This window comes from Nostoc sp. (assembly GCF_036919815.1).
Classification (GTDB): Bacteria; Cyanobacteriota; Cyanobacteriia; order Cyanobacteriales; family Nostocaceae; genus Nostoc.
Map to the genome: position 1 here is coordinate 22,352 of NZ_JBALCE010000127.1, position 19,434 is coordinate 41,785.

23 protein-coding genes and 1 pseudogene are annotated in these 19,434 nt (G+C 41.7%); 15 read left to right on the forward strand and 9 right to left on the reverse strand.

The annotated features are described in order from the left end of the window. Nucleotides 1-23 precede the first annotated feature (23 nt). Both V7K15_RS28860 and V7K15_RS28865 read right to left on the reverse strand, forming a co-directional pair. Entirely contained in the window at nucleotides 24-503 is a 480-nt protein-coding gene (locus V7K15_RS28860) for a hypothetical protein (protein ID WP_334911284.1), read from the reverse strand. A 96-nt stretch (nucleotides 504-599) separates the two neighbouring features. Further along, a complete protein-coding gene (locus tag V7K15_RS28865; RefSeq protein WP_334911286.1) occupies nucleotides 600-1,136 on the reverse strand; it encodes a hypothetical protein in 537 nt (178 codons plus the stop codon). A 666-nt stretch (nucleotides 1,137-1,802) separates the two neighbouring features. Here V7K15_RS28865 and V7K15_RS28870 point away from each other — a divergent pair. From V7K15_RS28870 to V7K15_RS28895, 6 genes are all read left to right on the forward strand, one after another. Next, on the forward strand, nucleotides 1,803-3,146 hold the full coding sequence (locus V7K15_RS28870) for an adenylosuccinate synthase (RefSeq protein ID WP_334911288.1): 1,344 nt from the start codon (nucleotides 1,803-1,805) through the stop codon (nucleotides 3,144-3,146). Nucleotides 3,147-3,229: 83 nt separating this feature from the next. Further along, nucleotides 3,230-3,829 (forward strand): 50S ribosomal protein L25/general stress protein Ctc, encoded by a 600-nt coding sequence (locus tag V7K15_RS28875; RefSeq protein ID WP_334911290.1) that lies wholly within the window; start codon nucleotides 3,230-3,232, stop codon nucleotides 3,827-3,829. A gap of 82 nt (nucleotides 3,830-3,911) precedes the next feature. Beyond that, entirely contained in the window at nucleotides 3,912-5,441 is a 1,530-nt protein-coding gene (locus V7K15_RS28880; protein ID WP_334911292.1) for a bifunctional aminoglycoside phosphotransferase/ATP-binding protein, read from the forward strand. Nucleotides 5,442-5,505: 64 nt separating this feature from the next. Beyond that, entirely contained in the window at nucleotides 5,506-6,012 is a 507-nt protein-coding gene (locus tag V7K15_RS28885; protein ID WP_334911294.1) for a hypothetical protein, read from the forward strand. Nucleotides 6,013-6,128: 116 nt separating this feature from the next. Beyond that, nucleotides 6,129-6,920 (forward strand): YdcF family protein, encoded by a 792-nt coding sequence (locus tag V7K15_RS28890; protein ID WP_334911296.1) that lies wholly within the window; start codon nucleotides 6,129-6,131, stop codon nucleotides 6,918-6,920. A 138-nt stretch (nucleotides 6,921-7,058) separates the two neighbouring features. Continuing rightward, the gene (locus tag V7K15_RS28895; protein WP_104900005.1) at nucleotides 7,059-7,280 is read left to right on the forward strand and encodes a hypothetical protein; all 222 of its coding nucleotides are present in this window, start codon (nucleotides 7,059-7,061) and stop codon (nucleotides 7,278-7,280) included. Between the two features lie 5 nt (nucleotides 7,281-7,285). Here V7K15_RS28895 and V7K15_RS28900 read toward each other — a convergent pair whose 3' ends face one another. Continuing rightward, on the reverse strand, nucleotides 7,286-7,540 hold the full coding sequence (locus V7K15_RS28900) for a ferredoxin-thioredoxin reductase variable chain (RefSeq protein WP_442949725.1): 255 nt from the start codon (nucleotides 7,538-7,540) through the stop codon (nucleotides 7,286-7,288). A 538-nt stretch (nucleotides 7,541-8,078) separates the two neighbouring features. Here V7K15_RS28900 and V7K15_RS28905 point away from each other — a divergent pair. Further along, on the forward strand, nucleotides 8,079-8,324 hold the full coding sequence (locus V7K15_RS28905; protein ID WP_334911298.1) for a hypothetical protein: 246 nt from the start codon (nucleotides 8,079-8,081) through the stop codon (nucleotides 8,322-8,324). A gap of 286 nt (nucleotides 8,325-8,610) precedes the next feature. On the opposite strand, the gene V7K15_RS28910 is transcribed toward V7K15_RS28905, so the two are convergent. Then, nucleotides 8,611-10,602 carry a protein phosphatase 2C domain-containing protein gene (locus V7K15_RS28910; protein WP_334911300.1) on the reverse strand — a complete coding sequence of 664 codons (1,992 nt, stop codon included), beginning with the start codon at nucleotides 10,600-10,602 and terminating at the stop codon, nucleotides 8,611-8,613. A 234-nt stretch (nucleotides 10,603-10,836) separates the two neighbouring features. On the opposite strand from V7K15_RS28910, the gene V7K15_RS28915 reads away from it, so the two are divergent. Both V7K15_RS28915 and V7K15_RS28920 read left to right on the forward strand, forming a co-directional pair. Beyond that, a complete protein-coding gene (locus V7K15_RS28915) occupies nucleotides 10,837-11,271 on the forward strand; it encodes an NfeD family protein (RefSeq protein ID WP_334911301.1) in 435 nt (144 codons plus the stop codon). A gap of 139 nt (nucleotides 11,272-11,410) precedes the next feature. After that, nucleotides 11,411-12,418 (forward strand): SPFH domain-containing protein, encoded by a 1,008-nt coding sequence (locus V7K15_RS28920; RefSeq protein ID WP_334911303.1) that lies wholly within the window; start codon nucleotides 11,411-11,413, stop codon nucleotides 12,416-12,418. Nucleotides 12,419-12,625: 207 nt separating this feature from the next. Here the strand turns inward: V7K15_RS28920 and V7K15_RS30105 are convergent, their stop codons facing one another. Together V7K15_RS30105 and V7K15_RS28925 are read right to left on the reverse strand one after the other, a co-directional pair. Next, nucleotides 12,626-12,781 carry a pentapeptide repeat-containing protein gene (locus tag V7K15_RS30105; RefSeq protein ID WP_442949726.1) on the reverse strand — a complete coding sequence of 52 codons (156 nt, stop codon included), beginning with the start codon at nucleotides 12,779-12,781 and terminating at the stop codon, nucleotides 12,626-12,628. After that, complete coding sequence (locus V7K15_RS28925) at nucleotides 12,766-13,077, reverse strand: pentapeptide repeat-containing protein (protein WP_334911305.1); 312 nt, start codon at nucleotides 13,075-13,077, stop codon at nucleotides 12,766-12,768. The genes V7K15_RS30105 and V7K15_RS28925 overlap by 16 nt, the downstream gene beginning before the upstream one ends. Before the next feature lie 275 nt (nucleotides 13,078-13,352). Between V7K15_RS28925 and V7K15_RS28930 the strand changes: the two genes are divergently transcribed. From V7K15_RS28930 to V7K15_RS28940, 3 genes and pseudogenes are all read left to right on the forward strand, one after another. Beyond that, nucleotides 13,353-13,598 (forward strand): hypothetical protein, encoded by a 246-nt coding sequence (locus tag V7K15_RS28930; protein ID WP_334911307.1) that lies wholly within the window; start codon nucleotides 13,353-13,355, stop codon nucleotides 13,596-13,598. Continuing rightward, nucleotides 13,595-13,846: a hypothetical protein gene (locus V7K15_RS28935; protein ID WP_334911309.1), complete on the forward strand. Its 252-nt coding sequence runs from the start codon at nucleotides 13,595-13,597 to the stop codon at nucleotides 13,844-13,846. Before V7K15_RS28930 ends, V7K15_RS28935 begins: the two co-directional genes overlap by 4 nt. A 60-nt stretch (nucleotides 13,847-13,906) precedes the next feature. Beyond that, a pseudogene (locus tag V7K15_RS28940) lies at nucleotides 13,907-14,476 on the forward strand (Uma2 family endonuclease). A gap of 155 nt (nucleotides 14,477-14,631) precedes the next feature. Here V7K15_RS28940 and V7K15_RS28945 read toward each other — a convergent pair. Beyond that, on the reverse strand, nucleotides 14,632-15,036 hold the full coding sequence (locus V7K15_RS28945) for a Fur family transcriptional regulator (protein ID WP_334911311.1): 405 nt from the start codon (nucleotides 15,034-15,036) through the stop codon (nucleotides 14,632-14,634). A gap of 144 nt (nucleotides 15,037-15,180) precedes the next feature. On the opposite strand from V7K15_RS28945, the gene purS reads away from it, so the two are divergent. The 3 genes from purS (at nucleotide 15,181) to purQ (ending at nucleotide 17,100) form a co-directional block, all read left to right on the forward strand. Then, on the forward strand, nucleotides 15,181-15,459 hold the full coding sequence (purS, locus tag V7K15_RS28950; protein ID WP_292799605.1) for a phosphoribosylformylglycinamidine synthase subunit PurS: 279 nt from the start codon (nucleotides 15,181-15,183) through the stop codon (nucleotides 15,457-15,459). Nucleotides 15,460-15,731: 272 nt separating this feature from the next. After that, entirely contained in the window at nucleotides 15,732-16,178 is a 447-nt protein-coding gene (locus V7K15_RS28955; RefSeq protein ID WP_334911313.1) for a hypothetical protein, read from the forward strand. A gap of 247 nt (nucleotides 16,179-16,425) precedes the next feature. Further along, nucleotides 16,426-17,100 carry a phosphoribosylformylglycinamidine synthase subunit PurQ gene (purQ, locus tag V7K15_RS28960; protein ID WP_292799611.1) on the forward strand — a complete coding sequence of 225 codons (675 nt, stop codon included), beginning with the start codon at nucleotides 16,426-16,428 and terminating at the stop codon, nucleotides 17,098-17,100. 132 nt (nucleotides 17,101-17,232) lie between these two features. Here the strand turns inward: purQ and V7K15_RS28965 are convergent, their stop codons facing one another. After that, nucleotides 17,233-17,730, reverse strand: a complete 498-nt coding sequence (locus V7K15_RS28965) for a DUF427 domain-containing protein (protein ID WP_334911315.1) — start codon at nucleotides 17,728-17,730, stop codon at nucleotides 17,233-17,235. 31 nt (nucleotides 17,731-17,761) lie between these two features. After that, a complete protein-coding gene (locus V7K15_RS28970; RefSeq protein WP_334911318.1) occupies nucleotides 17,762-19,330 on the reverse strand; it encodes an HlyD family efflux transporter periplasmic adaptor subunit in 1,569 nt (522 codons plus the stop codon). Nucleotides 19,331-19,434 lie beyond the last annotated feature (104 nt).

Sequence of the window (19,434 nt, forward strand, 5' to 3'; positions counted from 1 at the left end):
TTGGATGGATTAGTGAATACCAGCTACAAGGAAGGATTACCGCCCCTGGTTCTGAAAGTTGAAAACTTCAATTCATTTTGAATGCTATTAGTGTCACTATACAGGTTTGTCACTCTATAATCATTAGTTGAACAGCTAATATCTGGAGATTTTTTTCCTTGATAGCTGACTTCAGTTGATGTACCGAATGAAACAGATTTCACACATGGCTTATATGGTAATTTTGACAGTGGTTGAGCTGCTGAAATGTCATTAAAAAATTTCATAGCTGTGTTCACTTTAATTTCACCTACACCTTTCCTGTTGCAAACAGTGTAAGTTGCCTTTCCTGATGGCAATACGCGAATTCTATACTGGCAAGTATTCGTAGAACCGCTATTAATAATAACTCCTGGCTCTTGAATAATTGGAGTTTGTGCAGGTGTTTTCAGGGAGAAAACACATAAAGGTGTAGCTAACAACATTGAAGCCAAGCTAATTTTATAGAAGTTCAAAACTTTCATTGTCACCTCACATTGATTTTTTTAGTTATTTAGACAGGTACTAAGTGGTTTGAAATATTTGGTTACAAAAAAATGGGTGTAATATAGCTGCTCTATTTAGCGGTATCTAGCGGTTCCTCTGAGTACTATAGTCTGATATGACTGTAATTGTCCAAACAGAGGAGTACGGATAAATCCTGATGTTTTTTCAGTAGTTAAAATCGCTTCGGTTTGGACAGTAGTATCTCTAGTCCCGATAAATAGGTTGATAATTGGTAAAAGGAAGCTCAGTTTGACTATATTTCCTCCCAACTCAGGGTTTGGTGGTTTGCTAATAATTACCGTCACAAGTGTACCGATATCAGTAGCCAATGTCTTAATTTGACCACCACTGAAATGCTGTGAAATGTTTTGACTTCTGTAATCAAGCTGTGAAACTCCATTGAGAATTGAATACTTGATGTAAGTACCTTCGCCCTTAAGTTCAAACTCATTTGGTCGTTGCACAACAATTGCTTGTGCTGGCTTTGTGGATTTGGTTATCAAAAAAGATAGCAGTGATGTCGTGGTTAAGCCAGTCACAAAGGTGAGAGCAGTTTTGAGAATTTGACGGCGGGACGAATTTAGGGATATATCTTTAAGGTTAGGGTTCATGATTGCGAAATCCCCGAAAGTAAAATTATTTCTATACAATTATCCCAAAAAAATTATCCGATTGTAGTGACAAACTGATAATTTTTTGATGATTAGGATAAGCATCTCTTATTTAAGGCTGATAAGTGCTAATTTCAAGCATTTGTAAATATCTATTTATCTTTCTAGAAAGATAAATAGAAGTCAGAGACTGCGATCGCGTCTGTTAACTTTTGCACACTATACTCATCGTTTTCAACATCAATAAACGTGAGTTTAAGCCCCGCTAGTACTCATAAGTTGATGCTAAAATTTAGATTCAATATCATGACAATTCATCCTCCCATTTATCTACAAATTTATCAGCGCGAAGTAGGGCTTCGATCATCAGTTGTCTAGATTTATCAGCCGCACTCACAATATCAAGGTGACATTTAATATCCGAGGCGCTTCCCTTGTGATTTTTCGCAGATCGTTCAAGGTTATAAGTAAGTGGGCGAGAAAATTTCCAAGTATGTAACGAAATGTAAATTCAGCACATACCTGACAAGTTCGTGATTTCACCAGCTAGCTGTGCTACCCTACCAAATTCAAAATAGCGAGATTATTCGACAATTAGCTTGACATGATTCCAACAATATGTTGATAATTATAGTTTGTGGAAACTTTACTTCTTAATATAAGCTCTTGGCTAACGTCATTGTCATAGGTGCCCAATGGGGCGATGAAGGAAAAGGTAAAATAACTGACTTACTCAGCCGTTCGGCAGACGTTGTGGTACGTTACCAAGGGGGTGTGAATGCTGGACACACGATTGTAGTCAAAGGTCAGACCTTTAAGCTGCACTTGATCCCTTCGGGTATTTTGTATCCAAATACCGATTGCATAATCGGCTGTGGAACAGTCATTGATCCACAGATTTTGATCGCAGAACTCGACCAACTAAAAGAATTAAATATTTCCACTGACCACCTGCTGATATCTGAGACAGCCCACGTAACGATGCCTTATCATCGGTTGATTGACCAGGCATCCGAAGAACGACGGGGAACCCATAAGATCGGCACAACAGGTCGGGGCATTGGGCCGACTTATGCGGACAAATCTGAACGTATAGGGATTCGGGTTTTAGACTTAATGGACCCGGATGGGCTACGTGAGCAGTTGGAGTGGACGATTAATTATAAAAACGTCATTTTAGAAAAGCTTTACAACTTGCCGCCTCTAGATCCAAAAGAGGTAATTGAACAGTATTTGGGGTATGCAGAACGCTTGCGACCTTACGTTGTTGATACATCATTCAAAATATCCGATGCGATTGTGCGACGGCGCAATATTTTGTTTGAAGGCGCACAAGGTACGCTCCTTGACCTAGATCACGGAACTTATCCCTATGTCACCTCCTCTAACCCGGTGGCGGGTGGAGCTTGTGTTGGTACAGGGGTAGGTCCGACAATGATTGACCGGGTAATTGGGGTGTCGAAAGCCTATACAACGCGGGTGGGAGAGGGACCATTTCCCACGGAATTGCATGGAGAGTTGGGAGAACTATTGTGCGATCGCGGTGCCGAATTTGGCACAACCACCGGACGCAAACGGCGTTGCGGCTGGTTTGATGCCGTGATCGGTCGCTATGCCGTGCGAATTAACGGTATGGATTGTATGGCGCTGACCAAACTGGATGTTCTCGATGAATTAGAGTCAATCCAAGTTTGTGTGGCTTATGACATAGATGGCGATCGCAGCGAATACTTCCCCACCAGTTCCCGTAAATTTGCCAGATGTCGCCCCATCTACAAAAGCTTACCAGGGTGGCAAGTGTCAACAACTGAATGCCGCACCCTAGAAGACTTGCCACCGCAAGCACTGGACTATCTAAAATTCTTAGCCGAATTGATGGAAGTCCCGATCGCGATCGTCTCACTTGGAGCAAGCCGCGATCAAACCATAATTGTCGAAGACCCAATTCACGGCCCCAAACGCGCTTTATTGCACCCCGACGGTACACCTGCTACCCTGCTTAGTGCGTAAATTGGTTATTAGTCCTTTGCTAATGACAAATGACTAATGACAAATGACAAATGACTAATGACTAATGACAAAGGACAACTTCTATGGCTATTACAGTCGAATCTCTAAAACGTCCAGAAGGCAGCAAGCCCAGAGCTTTGCGTCGTTCAGGACTCATACCTGCCAATTTGTATGGTCATAAAGGTACAGAGTCAATTTCTTTGACCATTGAGGCCAAAACTGTTGAGCGCTTGCTCAAAAGGGCTTCAGTGAACAACACCTTGATTGATTTAAACGTGACTGATATACCTTGGCGTGGCAAAGCCCTGCTGCGGGAACTTCAAATCCATCCAGCAAAAGGTACCCCTTACCACCTCAGCTTTTTCGCGGTTGCAGGCCACGGTGACACCACTGTAGAAGTTCGGTTCCGTTTTGTGGGAACTGCTATTGGTGTTAAACAAGATGGTGGTGTGTTAGACACCGTAATCACTGAATTGCAAGTGAGTTGTGCGCCAGAAAACATCCCTGATGTAATTGAAATCGATGTCACTAACCTGCAAATGGGAGACAGCTTGAGTATTGGTGATATAGTCTTTCCTGAAGGTGTAACACCTCTAATTGAACCGGAGCGGCTTGTTGTCAGCGTTTTACCACCGCAAATTAGCGCTGAAGATGTTGAGGCAGAAGCTGAAGCAGTTTCTTAACCTAGGTCAACTGTGTAATAATTCTTGATCATGCCAGGGGAAAACTCCTGGTTTTTTTGTATTTAGAGAACAAAGAAAAGAGATGACAGAAGTGACTCTTCCAGCTTTAATTCAGCAAATGTTGCAGTCGGGATTTTATCCCCATCCGGTAACAGAACCTATTCAACTAATTCAAACCCACATTTCTTATGTGCTGTTAACTGGAGATTACGCTTATAAGCTGAAAAAACCTGTGAATTTTGGCTTTTTGGACTTTTCCAGCTTGGAGAAGCGGCAGCATTTTTGTCAGGAGGAGTTGCGGTTAAATCAACGCGGTGCCGGTGAACTGTATTTAGAAGTTTTGCCGATAACTTTGGTAGGGGAGCAATACCAGCTAGGAGGAACGGCTGAGGCTGTAGAATATGTGCTGAAGATGCGGCAGTTTCCTCAAGAGTCGCTATTAAGTTCACTTTTTGAACAGGGTAACTTAAATGACTCACATTTAGAAGAATTGGGACGGGTGGTGGCTAAATATCATGCCGAAGCACAGACGAATGATTATATTCGCAGTTTTGGTGAAGTGCCAAAAGTTCGGGCTGCAATTGACGAGAATTATCAGCAAACTGATAAATATATTGGTGGTCCGCAGAGTCAGGCGCAATTTGTCGAAACAAAGCAATATACAGATAACTTTTTTGCCGAACGTCCAGAATTATTCGCTAGCAGAATTCAGAACGATTATATTCGTGAATGTCACGGGGATTTACACCTGAGAAATATTGCGCTGTGGCACGACAAAATCTTGCTGTTTGATTGCATTGAGTTTAATGAGCCGTTTCGCTTTGTCGATGTGATGTATGATGTGGCGTTCACGGTGATGGATTTAGAAGCGCGGCAACGTCAAGATTTGGGTAATGCGTTTTTGAATGCCTACGTAGAGCAAACTGGAGATTGGGAAGGCTTACAGGTGTTGCCTTTGTATTTAAGTCGTCAGGCTTATGTCCGGGCAAAGGTAACTTCATTTTTGCTAGACGATCCGAATATACCTGCGACAGTCAAGGAAGAAGCGACAAAAACCGCCGGTGACTATTACAAACAGGCTTGGGATTACACTAAACCAAAGCTGGGACAAGTAATTTTGATGTCCGGGTTGTCGGGTTCTGGTAAAAGTACCACAGCAAGAGGTTTAGCCCGTCAACTGGGAGCAATTCACCTTCGTTCGGATGCGGTGCGAAAACATTTAGGGGGAATTCCTCTGTGGGAAAAGGGTGGCGATGATTTGTATACACCAGAGATGACCGAGAAAACTTACACACGGCTGTTATCATTGGGAATTATACTGGCTAATCAAGGTTTTTCGGTGATTTTGGATGCCAAGTATGATCGACAGCAGTTACGGCAAGATGCGATCGCTCAAGCTACGAAACACCAACTTCCCTTTCAGATTATCCAATGCACAGCACCCCTGGAAGTTCTAAAAGAGCGTTTGAATAATCGCACTGGTGATATTGCTGATGCCACCGCCGATTTATTAGCCTCACAAATCAAACAAGCTGAACCTTTCACTGAAGAGGAAGAACCTTACGTAAAGATTTTGGATACAACTCAACCACAACAGGCACAATTAAAATAATTCGTAATTCGTAATTTTCGATTCAATTACGAATTACGAATTAGTTAATGGCTTTTTTTACTCTATGGCAGACAAAAAGAACGACTTTTTCAGTATTTCTCCCAGTTTCTTTTCTCAGTTGTTATTTGGGGCATTTTTAATATTTATATTAATAATGACCGGCTCCGCACCAGCCCTGAGCATCTTCTTAGGTATCACCGGGGGTTTCATCTTAAGCTGGATCACAAGTGTAACCAATAATAGCACTGAGGCTCCAACTGTAGCTTCCTCTGATGGTGTCGATACAGCACTGAAATACTGGTTATTTTTCATGCTGGGCTTTGTATATTTGGGGTATCCAGCACCCATGAGTATCTTGCTAGGTGGAATAGGCGCTTTAGCTGGAGGCTGGATTACTGCTTGGTGGGGAAGTAAGGAACCAACTAGAACTCAGTTGGATGTTGAAGAGTCAGAAGAGGGCGAAGTTGAACCAACGAACGAGAGGATTAACAAACGGCAAACAAGAAGAAGCGCCCGCCGTTACCGTCGTACTCCGGGAAATAGTATCAATTTCAGGTTTTGGGAAAAGTAATAATTGGGGCATTGGGCATTGGGCATTAGTCAATAATCAATAGTTCTTTTTGCCCTGCTTCTTTCCTAGTCCCTACTCCTCAGCCCAGTCCCCATGCCCCATGCCCCATTTCCGCTATGTTTTTATATCTATCCAAGTTACTGCCACTATTTTTTTATCCACTAGGATTAGCCTGTGTGAGTTTAGTTGTAGCATTAGTAACATTGTGGAAACGACCGCGCACTGCGGCGATCGCAATTGCTTTTGCCCTAACTTTATTGCTATTTTGTAGTAATGGTTGGATTGCTAAATCATTAGTGCGATCGCTAGAATGGCAAAATCTCCCACTCGCGCAAATACCAGTCGCAGAAGCAATTGTGGTTTTGGGTGGCGCAACTAAATCAGCTTTTTTCCCAAGACCTACTGTAGATTTGAGTGAATCAGGCGATCGCGTCATTTATGCCGCACAACTATATCGTCAAAAAAAAGCGCCTATAATCATTCTCAGCGGAGGTCGCATTGATTGGCGTGGAGGTGGTTCACCAGAGTCGGCAGATATGGCAACAATACTTACATCTCTTGGTATTCCATCTGAGGCGATTGTCCAAGAACCTGAATCTCTGAATACTTATCAAAATGCAGTGAATGTCCGAAAAATTTTGTCATCTCGTGGCATTCGTCAGGTATTATTAGTTACTTCCGCAATGCACATGCCGCGATCGCTTCGCATTTTCCAGCGTCAAGGAATCAATGTAATTCCTGCACCGACTGACTTTCTTGTGAGTGAAGGTGAATTGCAAGAACTCGGCAGCACTCCCAAAGCCGCTATACTAAATTTATTACCTGATACCGACAACTTACACCAATTTACCAGCGCTTTAAAAGAGTACATTGGTTCTTTTGTCTATCACTTACGCGGTTGGCTTTAATCAAGTTAGGAGTTGTTAGAAAGTTAGGAGTTATGAGTTATGAGTTATTAATTATAAAGTGCGGTAATTCCCTGAATTCAAAACTCCATATTTTGTACAGAGGCGATTAATCGCGTCTCTCCCCACTCAATTAACATTATGTCTAAAAATTTACCTTATATTATGCCATCTCCTCAACCTCAAGTTGAGGAAGCTTTTGCTTCTTACCAAACAACCCACCAGTTTTACCACGAAGTTCGGTCACGGTCAGAGTTTCAGCGTTATTGTGAATGGTATTATACAACAGCAGAGCAGCACCGCCAAGAGCTTAAAAGAATGCGCGGCGAACTGAATATTTTTCAGTGGTTTCGCCGCCGATGAGTGATTTAGATGACTTCTAACTCATTTTCACGTAAATGGCTTTTAAACTTTTTACTAAACTGGACTACAATCGGCAAATTAGCGCTTACTGGTCTGTCTCGCCATTGGGTGGCAATACCTATAACATCGCCCTCTGTGCCTTTGATGTCAAAAGGCTGATTGCGATGTTCAGGATGATGATACACTACTACCGAATCTTTAACGCGGACGCGATCGCCAACTTTCATAACAACATTTACACCTAGCATTAGCTTTTCCATAAGTATCTGCTACAAAATATATGATTAAATCGCTTAGAATTTGATTTAATCAGCTATTTCTTGACGCTTCATCGGGGTGCAACGGCGCATTTAACCCTCTGCGTCCAGGCACGTCTTAGCTATCCGTGCATACTTTTGTAAGTTTTTTGCGCGTCAATAGGTATCGCCCCTACCCTTCGTCTTTACCCTAAAAACGGGGAAACGAAAGAAAATCAGGCGATATCAGATGTGCTTAGTACTTTGACAGATATCTAACCCTTTTATCTTGACTCTAGGATGTTCCCCAGGTCAACTCTTTCAGCCATTTTGGTGCATAGCAGATGCACTGTCATTATCGAATACACTCTCGCCATCCTCTACTAAAGTCTAGAGTGTTTAAAAACATTACTTTTTTAAACGAAAAGGGACGCAGTATTTTGCCAAGTGGTAGAAGATGTGATGTAAAGTTATGTGTGGTGCGTTGGCGAAGCCTACCGAAGGTATCGCTTCACAGTATCAGATCACCAGTTAAACCGTCACTCTGAATGCAGAAACTATCTTGAGCAACGTCACGACTGGAGAGGTTCCCGTCACGACTGGAGTGGTTGCCATTACGACTGAAGCGGTTCCCGTCACGACTAGAGTGGTTGCCATTACGACTGAAGTGGTTCCCGTTACGACTGGAGTGGTTGCCATTACGACTGGAGTGGTTCCCGTTACGACTGGAGTGGTTCCCGTTACGACTGGAGTGGTTCCCGTTACGACTGGAGTGGTTCCCGTTACGACTGAGATGACTAATATTTAAACATTGCTCATCAACATCCTAATTTTTGTGACTAACAATAGGTAAAAAACCTACGATAGTTGTTCCTGTAAGCTACCAGGACTAGCCCTTTCAAGGTGAACGTTTGTACTATTAAATAAATGATATTTTAACCCAATTTTGGTATGTTGGCCTATACAATCGCTTAATTTACAGTCCAAAAATTTGGAATTTAATGCATAAATTCTTTGTTCAATTCCAGCCGATGCCTGAAATGCCGTAAAAAGTTTGATAGTACATATGCTCACCTTGAAAGGGCTAGTACTAGCTACTTCCCAGGCGGACACGCTTGCTGCACTTTTTGGGGAAATTGCCGACACATCTGCTGGAATCCTTGAGGATTAATTTGCCACCAAGCAAATAATCCCAGACTTGCACCCCCCACAAGCAACGCCAACACTACCCCCAGCCTTACCAAAGGTTTACCCCGCTTAGGTTTTCTAATTAAAGTTGGTGGGATTACTGGGCTTGTAAATGGTTCCTCGGAAATATCCAAATCTAGATCCAAATCTAGATCCAAATCTAGCAGCGATCGCGAACTTTCTGTCAAAGAAATTGGTTCCTCTAGTTCCTCTAGTTCCTCTAGTTCTTTTTGTATTTCTGCTTCTATAATCTCTTCTGGCAACGCCGGAGTTACAGGTACTAAGTATTCTGGGGAAACACGGTAATAAGTCAGAACAACCGACGTATTATCATGCCCATTTTTTTCGTTTGCCAAATTAATCCAGTTCGCAACAGCATCTTCAACTGTCAATTCACCTGTTAACACGGGTATTGCATAATTCTGCCAAGATTGTTCCACCCAGTTATTATCACTTAAACCATCAGAACACAGTAGTAATATGCCATCTTCTTCCACAATCAATCGCTGAACCTTGAGACGCAAAGATTCTGCATCTTTTGTCCCCAAGGCTTGAGTTAAGGCACTAGCATCTGCTCTCAAGAGTGCTTTTCGATACAAGCTTTTAGCAAGGCGTACCTCACGCGTTGCCACATCATCATCGACTGTGAGTAGCTGACAATAATTGCGAGTAATCCAATACGCACGGCTATCGCCAACATTAGCCAAGTAAAGTTCATGGGTATTATTTGATTGCCATCCAGTACTCGTCTGCACTCGTTGGGGAACTTGCACCGCCATGACAATAGTTGTAGCCATGCGTTCTTTGCCTTGGCGTTTTTGTTCGTTATTGCGGGCACAAATCACATTATTTATTACCCGCAAGCTTGCTTCTAATTGTTCCTGCAACAACTCTGGTGATACAAGTGCAGTTTGTTCAGTTACCTCCGTTAGGAAAGCGCGAATTTGCAACTTTACAGACTGCACTGCCAACTTACTGGCAACTTCCCCGCCTTCGTGTCCACCAATGCCATCGCAAACAATCGACAAGTGAGGCAATAAAGCTTCATCTAAATCACTTAAAGCATTGGGGTAGCAAGCGTCTTCATTTTGCGCCATAACTGGGCCAATATCTGTCGAGCCTGCCACCTTTAGAACTAATGGCAATTCTGCCGCCGATGCTAGTAGTAAATTATTGAGTTGAATATTAATAGCTTCTAACTCAACCTCAGTTTCACACATCTGCTGGACTATGTTTTGTAACCCTTTGGCTACTGATGCCTTTGCAGACGCTACCCAAAATTGCCAACACTGTCCCAGATTTTGTAAACTCAGTTTCTCATCTGCTGGTGTTTGGTAGAGTTCCAACAGGCGCACACACCAACCTTCGACTCTCAAATTATCTACTACCAGTAAACTGCGGCTAAGTCCCAATTCTGATAAAGGCGTCCAAAGTTGGAGAATTTGCCACAGCCAATAAACTTGTCGTACCGCCGTTGCTTGCTCCCATGCCTCAACAATAGTTGGATAGATATTTCCTGTTTCATCTATCGGCACATTTTCTAATAAGAGGATATCAGTTGTATCTCCCTCAAGGTAACAAGCAAACGCATAAGCCTGGGGCAAATGCAACCGCTCTTGATATAACCGTAGATAAGGAATTACTTCTTTTGGCAATTCTTCAGGTACATCTGGCGGCAGTCCCGGTTGAGTATCCAGCCAAATTTGGTGACTAATTACTTCGTATCTATCTGCAACCTTTGTACCTGCTGGGATTTGAGCAGATAATGAGCCAGTAGCCCAAAGATAGCGGTGAACTAAAGGAGTTTGGCAACTGGCACAAAAACTATCTCCCATAGGATTAATGGGGCTATTACAGCTTGGATTTATACAATAAACTATCAGTTGAGTAGAAATCATAAAAATATAAATTATAAGAAACCAATCAACTCATGAACTTCGATTAACTTTAGCTGGCAATGACTTGAAAGCTAGAATAGACTGGATTTATGTACCGCTAGCTACACCTTGTTACTGAAATTAATCAAAATTATTGGTAAAAAACCAAGTTTTGCTTTCTGTAAATAACTTACGTCTGGCTGTATCTAATCGTAGAAATGCATTTACGTCAATGTAGAGGCTAAGAATGGCACTATGCCAAGTTTTACCTTAATCTGGCTTCTGGCAGGAGCAGTTCTGTGTCTAATGGAACTGTTCTTACCATCGGCGTTTGTCGCCTTCATGATGGGAATTAGCGCTTTTGTTGTGGCACTGCTGTCTGGAGTGGGTTTGGGAAGTGTATGGTTGCAAATTGTGGTTTGGCTATTATTTTCCACAGCACTAATTTTGCTTTCCCGTCGGTTTTTGCAACCGCGACAACGCAAATCTAAAATTCGGGATGCAGTCATAGCTGAAACCTTAACAGAAATCCTGCCTGGGAAAACAGGGCGGGTGCGGTATGAGGGAAATTCTTGGCAAGCAAGATGTGACGATGACAAATTTACCGTACCACCCCATCAAAGAGTTTATGTGGTTAGACGAGAAGGTACTACCTTGATTGTGATCCCAGAAAATTTGTTGAATTCTTAGTTATTGGGCATTGAGCATTGGGAATAAATTAATCTCTACTTCTTCATCTCCCCCACTCCAAACTCCTGTACAGACGCGATTAATCGCGTCTCTCCTAACTCCACTCCCCTTTCTTTTGTTAAAAATCAGGAGATTCATAATGGAACAGTTCTTTTTACTAGTATTTTTAGCCCTTGGTGGTTCTGCAGTAGCAGGATCTGTGAAAGTTGTCAATCAGGGTAATCAAGCTTTGGTGGAAAGATTAGGTAGTTATAACAAAAAACTGGAACCAGGACTAAACTTTGTGATTCCTTTCCTAGATAGAGTTGTCTACCGCGAAACTATCCGAGAAAAAGTCTTAAATATTCCTCCCCAACAGTGCATCACCCGTGACAACGTTGGCATTGAAGTAGATGCAGTGTTTTACTGGCGCATCGTGGATATGGAAAAAGCCTGGTATAAGGTAGAAAATCTGGAGTCGGCAATGGTAAACATGGTGCTGACTCAAATTCGCGCCGAAATGGGACAACTAGAGTTGGATCAAACCTTTACCGCTCGTTCCCATATCAGTGAACTTTTATTACAGGATTTGGACGTTGCTACCGATCCTTGGGGTGTGAAAGTGACACGGGTAGAACTGCGAGATATTATTCCGTCTCAGGCAGTGCGAGAATCGATGGAATTGCAAATGTCGGCAGAACGACGCAAACGGGCAGCAATTTTAACTTCTGAGGGCGAACGCGAAGCTGCTGTTAATAGTGCTAGAGGTAAAGCGGAGGCGCAAATATTGGATGCAGAAGCTCGTCAAAAATCGACAATTCTGCAAGCGGAAGCTGAACAAAAGGCGATCGTTCTGAAAGCTCAAGCTGAACGTCAGCAGCAGGTTTTAAAAGCGCAGGCGATCGCAGAGTCTACTGAAATTATCGCCCAAAAGCTCCACACTATCCCCAATGCCAATAAAGCAGTAGAAGTTCTGTTTGCCTTGGGCTATCTGGATATGGGTGCAACAATTGGTAAAAGCGATAGCAGCAAGGTCTTATTTATAGATCCGCGCACTATCCCTGCTGCTTTTGAGGGTATGCGCTCCATTATCTCAAATGGTCAGGTTGACTCTAACGAGTTGTTTTCTAAGCAAATACCAGGGTTAGAAAATAACCGCCCTGGTTAGGAATAGGGAGTGGCATTGCTGTCAACTTAAGTTTAAAACCCTTTCCAAACCTCGTTTTCAGCCTCTGGCTGGAAATGCTGCTCATTGCGGCTCTGCCGCCAGCAAAGGACGCGGCAGCCCCCATTAGGCATTCCCAGTCTGAGATTGAGAACGAGACAATGACAATTATCTACTGACAATATTTTTTCAGCTATTTCTTCTCATAATTCACCCATAGAGGTTAACTTCGCTAAAATCGGCATTATCGAAGTTGACACCAGTCAGGTTGCAGTCTTTAAAGGTGGATTGCCACAAATCGGCTTGATCCCAGATAGTATTGCTAAAGTTGCAGCGAACAAAGACGCATTCTACACCATTGTTAATCCCAGTAAAGTCGGAACCACACCATTGTTAATCCCAGTAAAGTCGGAACCACTGAAATCGGCTTTATGCCAATGACAGTCGCCCCAGACAGTATATCGAAAATTAGCTTCTCTCAAAATAGCACCAGTAAAGTCAACACTGAGGGCAGAACCCTCCAGATTAATACCACTGAGGTCAACACCTCTAAGCAAATCTTCACGCCAGTCATAAATAGCAACATAAGTAAAATCTCGCTCCCCAGCAGCATATCTACTCAACAATTCTTCAACAGTAATACTTTGTCTTTTGACCTTCATTTTTCAACACCATTACTCGCTTTGGTTCAGACGGTAGCACTATAGCTAGTGGTAATATTAACCAAACCATAAGGTTATGAGAAAACAATACAGATGAATGCTTGAAGATTCTCTACGGACATACTAGCTGCAAACTTCCAGTAGCCTTCAGTCCCAATCGTAACACTCTAGCTAGTAGTTCTCGCTTGCGTCAAATACAGCAGAGAAGATGATCAAACAATAAAGCTTTGCGACATTAAAATAAGTGAGTCTATCAAAAGTCTGAGAGATAAAAAATGACAGTCAGCAAAGAACACATCAAGCAAGAATTAGACAACCTCAACGAACAACAACTAAAGGAAGTTGCCGATCTTATTACATCCATAAAATTTCGTACTCAAGCAATCGAGAAAACTCCAAAAAAACGCCTCAGTGAATTGTATGGTGTTTTACATACAACTATTGCCTATCCAAGTAAAGAGGCAATTCGTCAAATAGTTGGCGAAAGTTTAGCTCAAAAAAATTCCACTGAGAAATCATGACTAATTTGTGGGTGCATGCTAACATTCTGCTCCGTTTTCTCACTGGAGAACCACCTGATTTAGCACAACGAGCTTTCAGACTAATACAAAAGGCTGAATCTGGAGAAGTTACGCTCCCACTTTCGCCAATTGTCGTTGCAGAACTAGTTTGGGTTTTGTCTTCATTTTATAAATATTCCCGCGTGCAAATTGCTGAAGTTTTGTTGCCTTTAGTCTTCGCAGAAAGAATTTTGTTAGATGATTGGTGACGCACTAATTTTCCCATTTTTATAGTGATAAAATAATCAAGCTTTGATAAGTTGTAAATTATGACGTTATCTATTCAGCCAACTACAGTATTAAATGTAGAAGAGTTCTTAAAACTACCAGAAACCAAACCAGCAAGCGAGTATTTTAACGGTCAAATCTCCCAAAAACCTATGCCATAAGGAAAACATAGCACTTTACAAATTGAACTACCTTCTGCCATAAATCAAGTTACAAAACCACAGAAATTAGCTTATGCTTTTCCTGAATTACGCTGTACATTTCAAGGTCGTTCAATAGTACCAGATATTGCTGTGTTTGAATGGCAAAGAATTCCCCTTGATACAAAAGGCAGAATTGCGAATAAATTTGAAATTCCCCCAGATTGGATAATTGAAATTCTCTCACCAGTAAAATCACCCAACCGAGTTATCCGCAAAATTATATTTTCTATCCAAAATGGAGCAAAGCTAGGTTGGTTGCTTGATTCTGATGATGAGTCAATCATGATTTTTGAACCCAACAAATTACCAGAATTAAAAGAAAAGCAAGATATTTTACCCGTTTTGAGTGTTTTAGAAAATTGGCAATTAACAGTTGCAGACGTATTTAGCTGGTTGACTTTTGTTTGAATAAAGCATAATGTTTGTATCTAAATAAATCAACGACATTCCTCTGTACGTGCATTTATGCACATAATTAGCCTACTGACGCAGGCTTTATTTTGCTAGCCCCAGACTTTAGTCTCTGGGAGAATAAAGTGCAAAATCAGATGGAATTGGTATAACTATTGAGCAATCCCAGCAGCTTGATTTATCTGGCATTGACTGCACAACCCAAAAAACTCTAGGGTGTGGTAAAAAACTTTAAACTTATGGCTAGATTCTAACTGGTCTTCTAAGTCATGAACGGGGCATTCATTAATCGGAATTGAGACACCGCATTGCAAGCAAGTAAGGTGGTGTTTGTCTTGCTGCGCTAGGCTATAGAGGGCTTCACCGTTAGCCAAATTCCGCACTTGTACTATGCCTTCGAGTTTTAAGGCATCTAGGGAGCGGTAAACTGTCGCTAAACCCATGCTCTGATTGGTGTTACGTAGTTCTACGTAAATATCCTGGGCGGAAATACCTTTTTTGATGGTTTTCAGGAGGTTGAAAATACGCTCTTGACTGCGGGTGCGTATGGCTCTCATAGACAATTATTTAAATATGCCACTGTAGTTGAAGCTGTTAAATAGGCTAATTGATCAATTAACTTTAACCGCTTTGTAATCTTATTTTCACTCAGTTCGAGCATAAAGTTATAGTATAGCGATCGCAGCATTCACCAAAAGCCCGTGCAAACCAAGTATTTAGTCAAAATTTTCGTGACGCTTCGTCCTTCAGTCTTAGACCCTGCTGGTGTGGCTGTACAATCTGGTCTTCAGCAACTGGGATACGATAACGTTGACCAAGTGCGGATTGGTAAGTACATTGAACTCACCATCACCTCGACTGAGGAGAAAAAAGCGCGTCAAGACCTTGAGCAGATTTGTAACCAAATGCTCGCAAATCCCGTAATTGAAAATTACCGCTTTGAGATGATTGAGGTCGAAACCCAAACTGGGGTCTTTTAGTATTCCTGATAATTTACGATAAAACCCATTTTGTCAATGAGTTAAAATACTCAAGACAAAAATGATAATCGTGTGAAGGAGAGGGAGAGTATGCAAGTGCCACTCGCATACTCTCCCTCTTTTTGATTATCATTATTTTAAAAGTCTTTGACAGCTTAAATATTCTATGAAAAAGTATTGTAACGACAGAATAACTTTGTAATAAATAAACTTTATTCTCAGGTAAATTCAATTAGTAAGGTGAAATATGTGCAAAATAGGAGCGAAGAAAAATGCGGTTCTTTAAAAAAGGTTATTTGGTGAGTATGTTGACTGGAGTTATAAGCTTAGTGGCGAACCAAGCTTTCGCAGTAACGGGGCCAGGAGCTACTATGAAGAATTCCTTTCCCCAAGACAATTCATGTTTAAGCACTTCGAGTTATGGGGGAATTGTCAATAACTGTACTTACAGTGTTCAAGTCGTAGGAACCCTGCAACTGGCAACAGGTTATCACGCAACATCAATCTCTATTTATGGGAATAATAGCTGGTGTCAAACAGATTCGATTAATGGTGTTGGAAACGCTTCCTTCGTTGGTTCTCAAGTTTATACTACTTCTGGCCCAAAAGTCTGGCAAACCTTGAATCTCGGCAACCTTTATGTCTATGACGGCACAGGGACAATCTTTCGATGTTCGCTCGAAGCTGGTGGATATATAGGCAATTTCACAGCGCAGTAAGGTTTATGGAGGTATACATTGAGAGTTTTTGCCTACATAATATACAGATGATTGTAGACTATTGGGTAGTGGCAGTAGTGGCAGAGATGATGTATATTAAAAAGTTGTTGTCCAGTTTAAAGAGCTAGTTGTCATTAACTCAAATCCTTTCTTAAATAGGGTTTGATAAGTGGGCATTACTTCTTTAAACTGGACATTAATTATTTAATGCATACCTTACCTTATCTCCCACTCACCTTGACTAATCATGAAATTCGGCGTTGTTGTTTTTCCCGGTTCTAATTGCGATCGCGATGTTGCTTATGTAACCAGAGATTTGCTCTTACAACCAACTCGTATGGTTTGGCATCAAGAAACGGACATTGCTGATTTGGATGTTGTGATTATACCTGGTGGGTTTAGTTACGGGGATTATCTGCGCTGTGGTGCGATCGCCCGTTTTTCACCCGTGATGCAGCAGGTTGTCGAACACGCCCAAAAAGGTAAGTTTGTCCTCGGTATTTGCAACGGTTTTCAGGTATTAACTGAAGCTGGACTTTTGCCAGGGGTGTTGACTAGAAATCGGGATTTGCATTTTATCTGCGATCGCGTTCCCTTGAAAGTTGAGCGGACTAATCTCTCATGGACGCAAGCTTATACCAATAGTGAAGTGATCACTTTGCCCATTGCCCACGGCGAGGGACGATTCTACGCTGATCAAGCCACTCTCGCAGAAATTGAAGATAACGGGCAAGTTCTGTTTCGGTATCAAGGGGAAAATCCCAACGGTTCACTGAACAACATTGCCGGGATTTGCGATCGCCGGGGCAATGTGTTGGGGATGATGCCACACCCAGAAAGGGCGTCTGACGCGATGCTGGGAAATAGCGATGGGTTGAGGTTGTTTCAGGGATTATTAGAGAAAGTAGCGGCGTTAGCGTAGAGCAAATATCCGGCGACTAGGTTGGACTAGAGAGTGAATCCTATCTCTAGCTTCCCTCTCCAATATATCGGAGAGGGATTGAGGGTGAGGTAAGCCAGGGACATAAATTGTATGTTATTTAATTCTTATTCCTTACCATCCCCAAGTACCGGGAGCGCCTTTGAAAGGCCCAACAATATCACTGGTAATCCAACCGCCGTAGAAGTTACCTGGTTGTGGTTGCACCTCTTCGCCATTCACGTAACAATTATCCATTAGATGAGCGTAAAAAGATACATAGTTTTTGAGAGATTCAAAAGCTGGTGTCGGGTTAGGGTAGAACCAAGCAGCATTATGGACTTCTTTTTCACTTACTCGGATTGTGTAGTAACCAGCACTTCCCTTCCACTCGCAAAAACTAGACTGCGGTATCAATTGCAAATATTCCATTTTGATATCCGCAGGGGGAATGTAGTAAGAAGGAGGATGACTAGTTTCTAAAACACGTTTGGCATTGTGCGTATCTGCAATTATTACTCCGTTAAAGATTATTTGGATATGTTTACTTGTGTCCTCCAAACGAGGGGGACGGGGGTAATCCCAAACTGATTCTTGTCCAGGAGCGGGTTCGATGCGTTGAGAATTAACCATTTAACAATTCAAAATTGTTTGACTACAGGTACTAACGTACCTCTTTAAGAGTATCAGCTTGCTTGGTAAACATCTCAGTGAATAAACTGATCACACTTCGTTCTTCGCGCACCTTTATATTGGCACTAATCGACATACCTGATTGTAAGTTAACTTTTTTACCCTTAATCATTAAGGATTGTTTATCCAATGAAACTCTTGCCGGAAATCTATAAAACTGATGTGTTTGATCTGGCGGTAATGCGTCTGATGCTATGTCAATAACTTTTCCCTTGATATCGCCAAACTCACTGTAAGGAAAGGAGTCAATTCTGACATCTACCTTCATCCCTTTTCGCACAAAACCAATATCTTTGTTAAGGATGAAAACTTCAGCTATATAGTTTTCATTTGGGACAATTTGCAGCAATTTTGTAGTTGGAGTCGCTACAAATCCAGGGTTTTTTGCTTGTAAATCGAAAATTGTTCCAGCTACAGGCGCACGGAGTTCTTCATATTTAACATTTAACTGTGATTGAGAAATTTTACTATAGACATCTGCCAAACGCTGCTCATTATCCAGCACAACTTTCATGAATTGGCTATCGATTGCGGCAATACGCTGTTTGTTATCGGCTATCTTATCCAAAATGGTTTTATCAGAAACAGCCACCGTATTGCTTAACTGTTGTTGTCCTTTTTCTATATCAAACTGGAGGCGTTTTGTTTCCTCACCTAGTTGCGCTACTTCTGCAGTGCGGTTTTGTACTTCTTGTTGTTGGTTGAGATACTGAAGTTGAGAAATGCCACCTTCTTCTGCTAATGTCTTTAGCTTATTTAAAATTCCCTGTTGAATAGCTAAACTTGCTTTACTATCTTCCAGTTTAAATTGATTTTGACTAAATTGTTTTTTGGTTTTTTCTACTTCCAATCGCGCCGCCGAAGACCGAGAATCTAATTCTTTTTTGGCAACTTGTAGAAGTTGTTGCTCATCAATTCCTAGGGCAGTATCTTGACCAGAATTTTTGAATTGAGTCCGCAATAACTCATTTTCTCCTACTAGCGCTGACCGACTTTTGAGCAGGAAAGCAGTTTCTGGTGGCAAATTGCCGCCCAAATATAATAATTCCGAGCCTGTGGTACTACTTGCACCCATCAATCGGCGATAAATCTGGTTTTCTTTAATTAATGCAATCCGAATTTTATTCAAAGAATTTAATTCAGCAACAGAAGCGATGGAATCAAAAGTCAGCAACAAATCTCCTGGCTTTACTACTTGTCCATCTTTAACATTAACCGTTTTCACCACTCCACTAACAGGAGCCTGAATTTCTTTGACTGTTCCTTGCGGTTTTAGTTGCCCTGTTGCTGGCACTACTTGCTCAATTTTTGCAAAATAAGCCCAACCAATTCCAAAACAGGCTAGCAGAATTAGAGTAACCATGATTGTCCGCGACCAAATTGGAGATTGGCGCAAGACAATAGATTGCTCAAATTCCTGATTGTTTGAGTTAACTAAAGACTTTTGAGCAGCTTTCTGTTCTTTTGTAAGTACCTGTGAATCTTGCTTTACTCCGTTTTTCTGATTGCCGTTGAGGTGATTCCCATTAAGTTGAGTCATAATGATTTTGGGTTTTGGATTTGTCGTGAGCGTTCAGTTGAACGATTTGGGATTTTTTGTCAGGTGGGCAATGTTTGCCAAAAACCTAGATTTTGATACTTGTG

Coding starts and splice junctions, on each gene's coding strand:
- V7K15_RS28860 (WP_334911284.1), bottom strand. CDS start 503: ATGAAAGTTTTGAACTTCTATAAAATTAGCTTGGCTTCAATGTTGTTA.
- V7K15_RS28865 (WP_334911286.1), bottom strand. CDS start 1,136: ATGAACCCTAACCTTAAAGATATATCCCTAAATTCGTCCCGCCGTCAA.
- V7K15_RS28875 (WP_334911290.1), top strand. CDS start 3,230: ATGGCTATTACAGTCGAATCTCTAAAACGTCCAGAAGGCAGCAAGCCC.
- V7K15_RS28880 (WP_334911292.1), top strand. CDS start 3,912: ATGACAGAAGTGACTCTTCCAGCTTTAATTCAGCAAATGTTGCAGTCG.
- V7K15_RS28885 (WP_334911294.1), top strand. CDS start 5,506: ATGGCAGACAAAAAGAACGACTTTTTCAGTATTTCTCCCAGTTTCTTT.
- V7K15_RS28890 (WP_334911296.1), top strand. CDS start 6,129: ATGTTTTTATATCTATCCAAGTTACTGCCACTATTTTTTTATCCACTA.
- V7K15_RS28895 (WP_104900005.1), top strand. CDS start 7,059: ATGTCTAAAAATTTACCTTATATTATGCCATCTCCTCAACCTCAAGTT.
- V7K15_RS28900 (WP_442949725.1), bottom strand. CDS start 7,540: ATGGAAAAGCTAATGCTAGGTGTAAATGTTGTTATGAAAGTTGGCGAT.
- V7K15_RS28910 (WP_334911300.1), bottom strand. CDS start 10,602: ATGATTTCTACTCAACTGATAGTTTATTGTATAAATCCAAGCTGTAAT.
- V7K15_RS28915 (WP_334911301.1), top strand. CDS start 10,837: ATGCCAAGTTTTACCTTAATCTGGCTTCTGGCAGGAGCAGTTCTGTGT.
- V7K15_RS28920 (WP_334911303.1), top strand. CDS start 11,411: ATGGAACAGTTCTTTTTACTAGTATTTTTAGCCCTTGGTGGTTCTGCA.
- V7K15_RS28925 (WP_334911305.1), bottom strand. CDS start 13,077: ATGAAGGTCAAAAGACAAAGTATTACTGTTGAAGAATTGTTGAGTAGA.
- V7K15_RS28930 (WP_334911307.1), top strand. CDS start 13,353: ATGACAGTCAGCAAAGAACACATCAAGCAAGAATTAGACAACCTCAAC.
- V7K15_RS28935 (WP_334911309.1), top strand. CDS start 13,595: ATGACTAATTTGTGGGTGCATGCTAACATTCTGCTCCGTTTTCTCACT.
- V7K15_RS28945 (WP_334911311.1), bottom strand. CDS start 15,036: ATGAGAGCCATACGCACCCGCAGTCAAGAGCGTATTTTCAACCTCCTG.
- V7K15_RS28955 (WP_334911313.1), top strand. CDS start 15,732: ATGCGGTTCTTTAAAAAAGGTTATTTGGTGAGTATGTTGACTGGAGTT.
- purQ (WP_292799611.1), top strand. CDS start 16,426: ATGAAATTCGGCGTTGTTGTTTTTCCCGGTTCTAATTGCGATCGCGAT.
- V7K15_RS28965 (WP_334911315.1), bottom strand. CDS start 17,730: ATGGTTAATTCTCAACGCATCGAACCCGCTCCTGGACAAGAATCAGTT.
- V7K15_RS28970 (WP_334911318.1), bottom strand. CDS start 19,330: ATGACTCAACTTAATGGGAATCACCTCAACGGCAATCAGAAAAACGGA.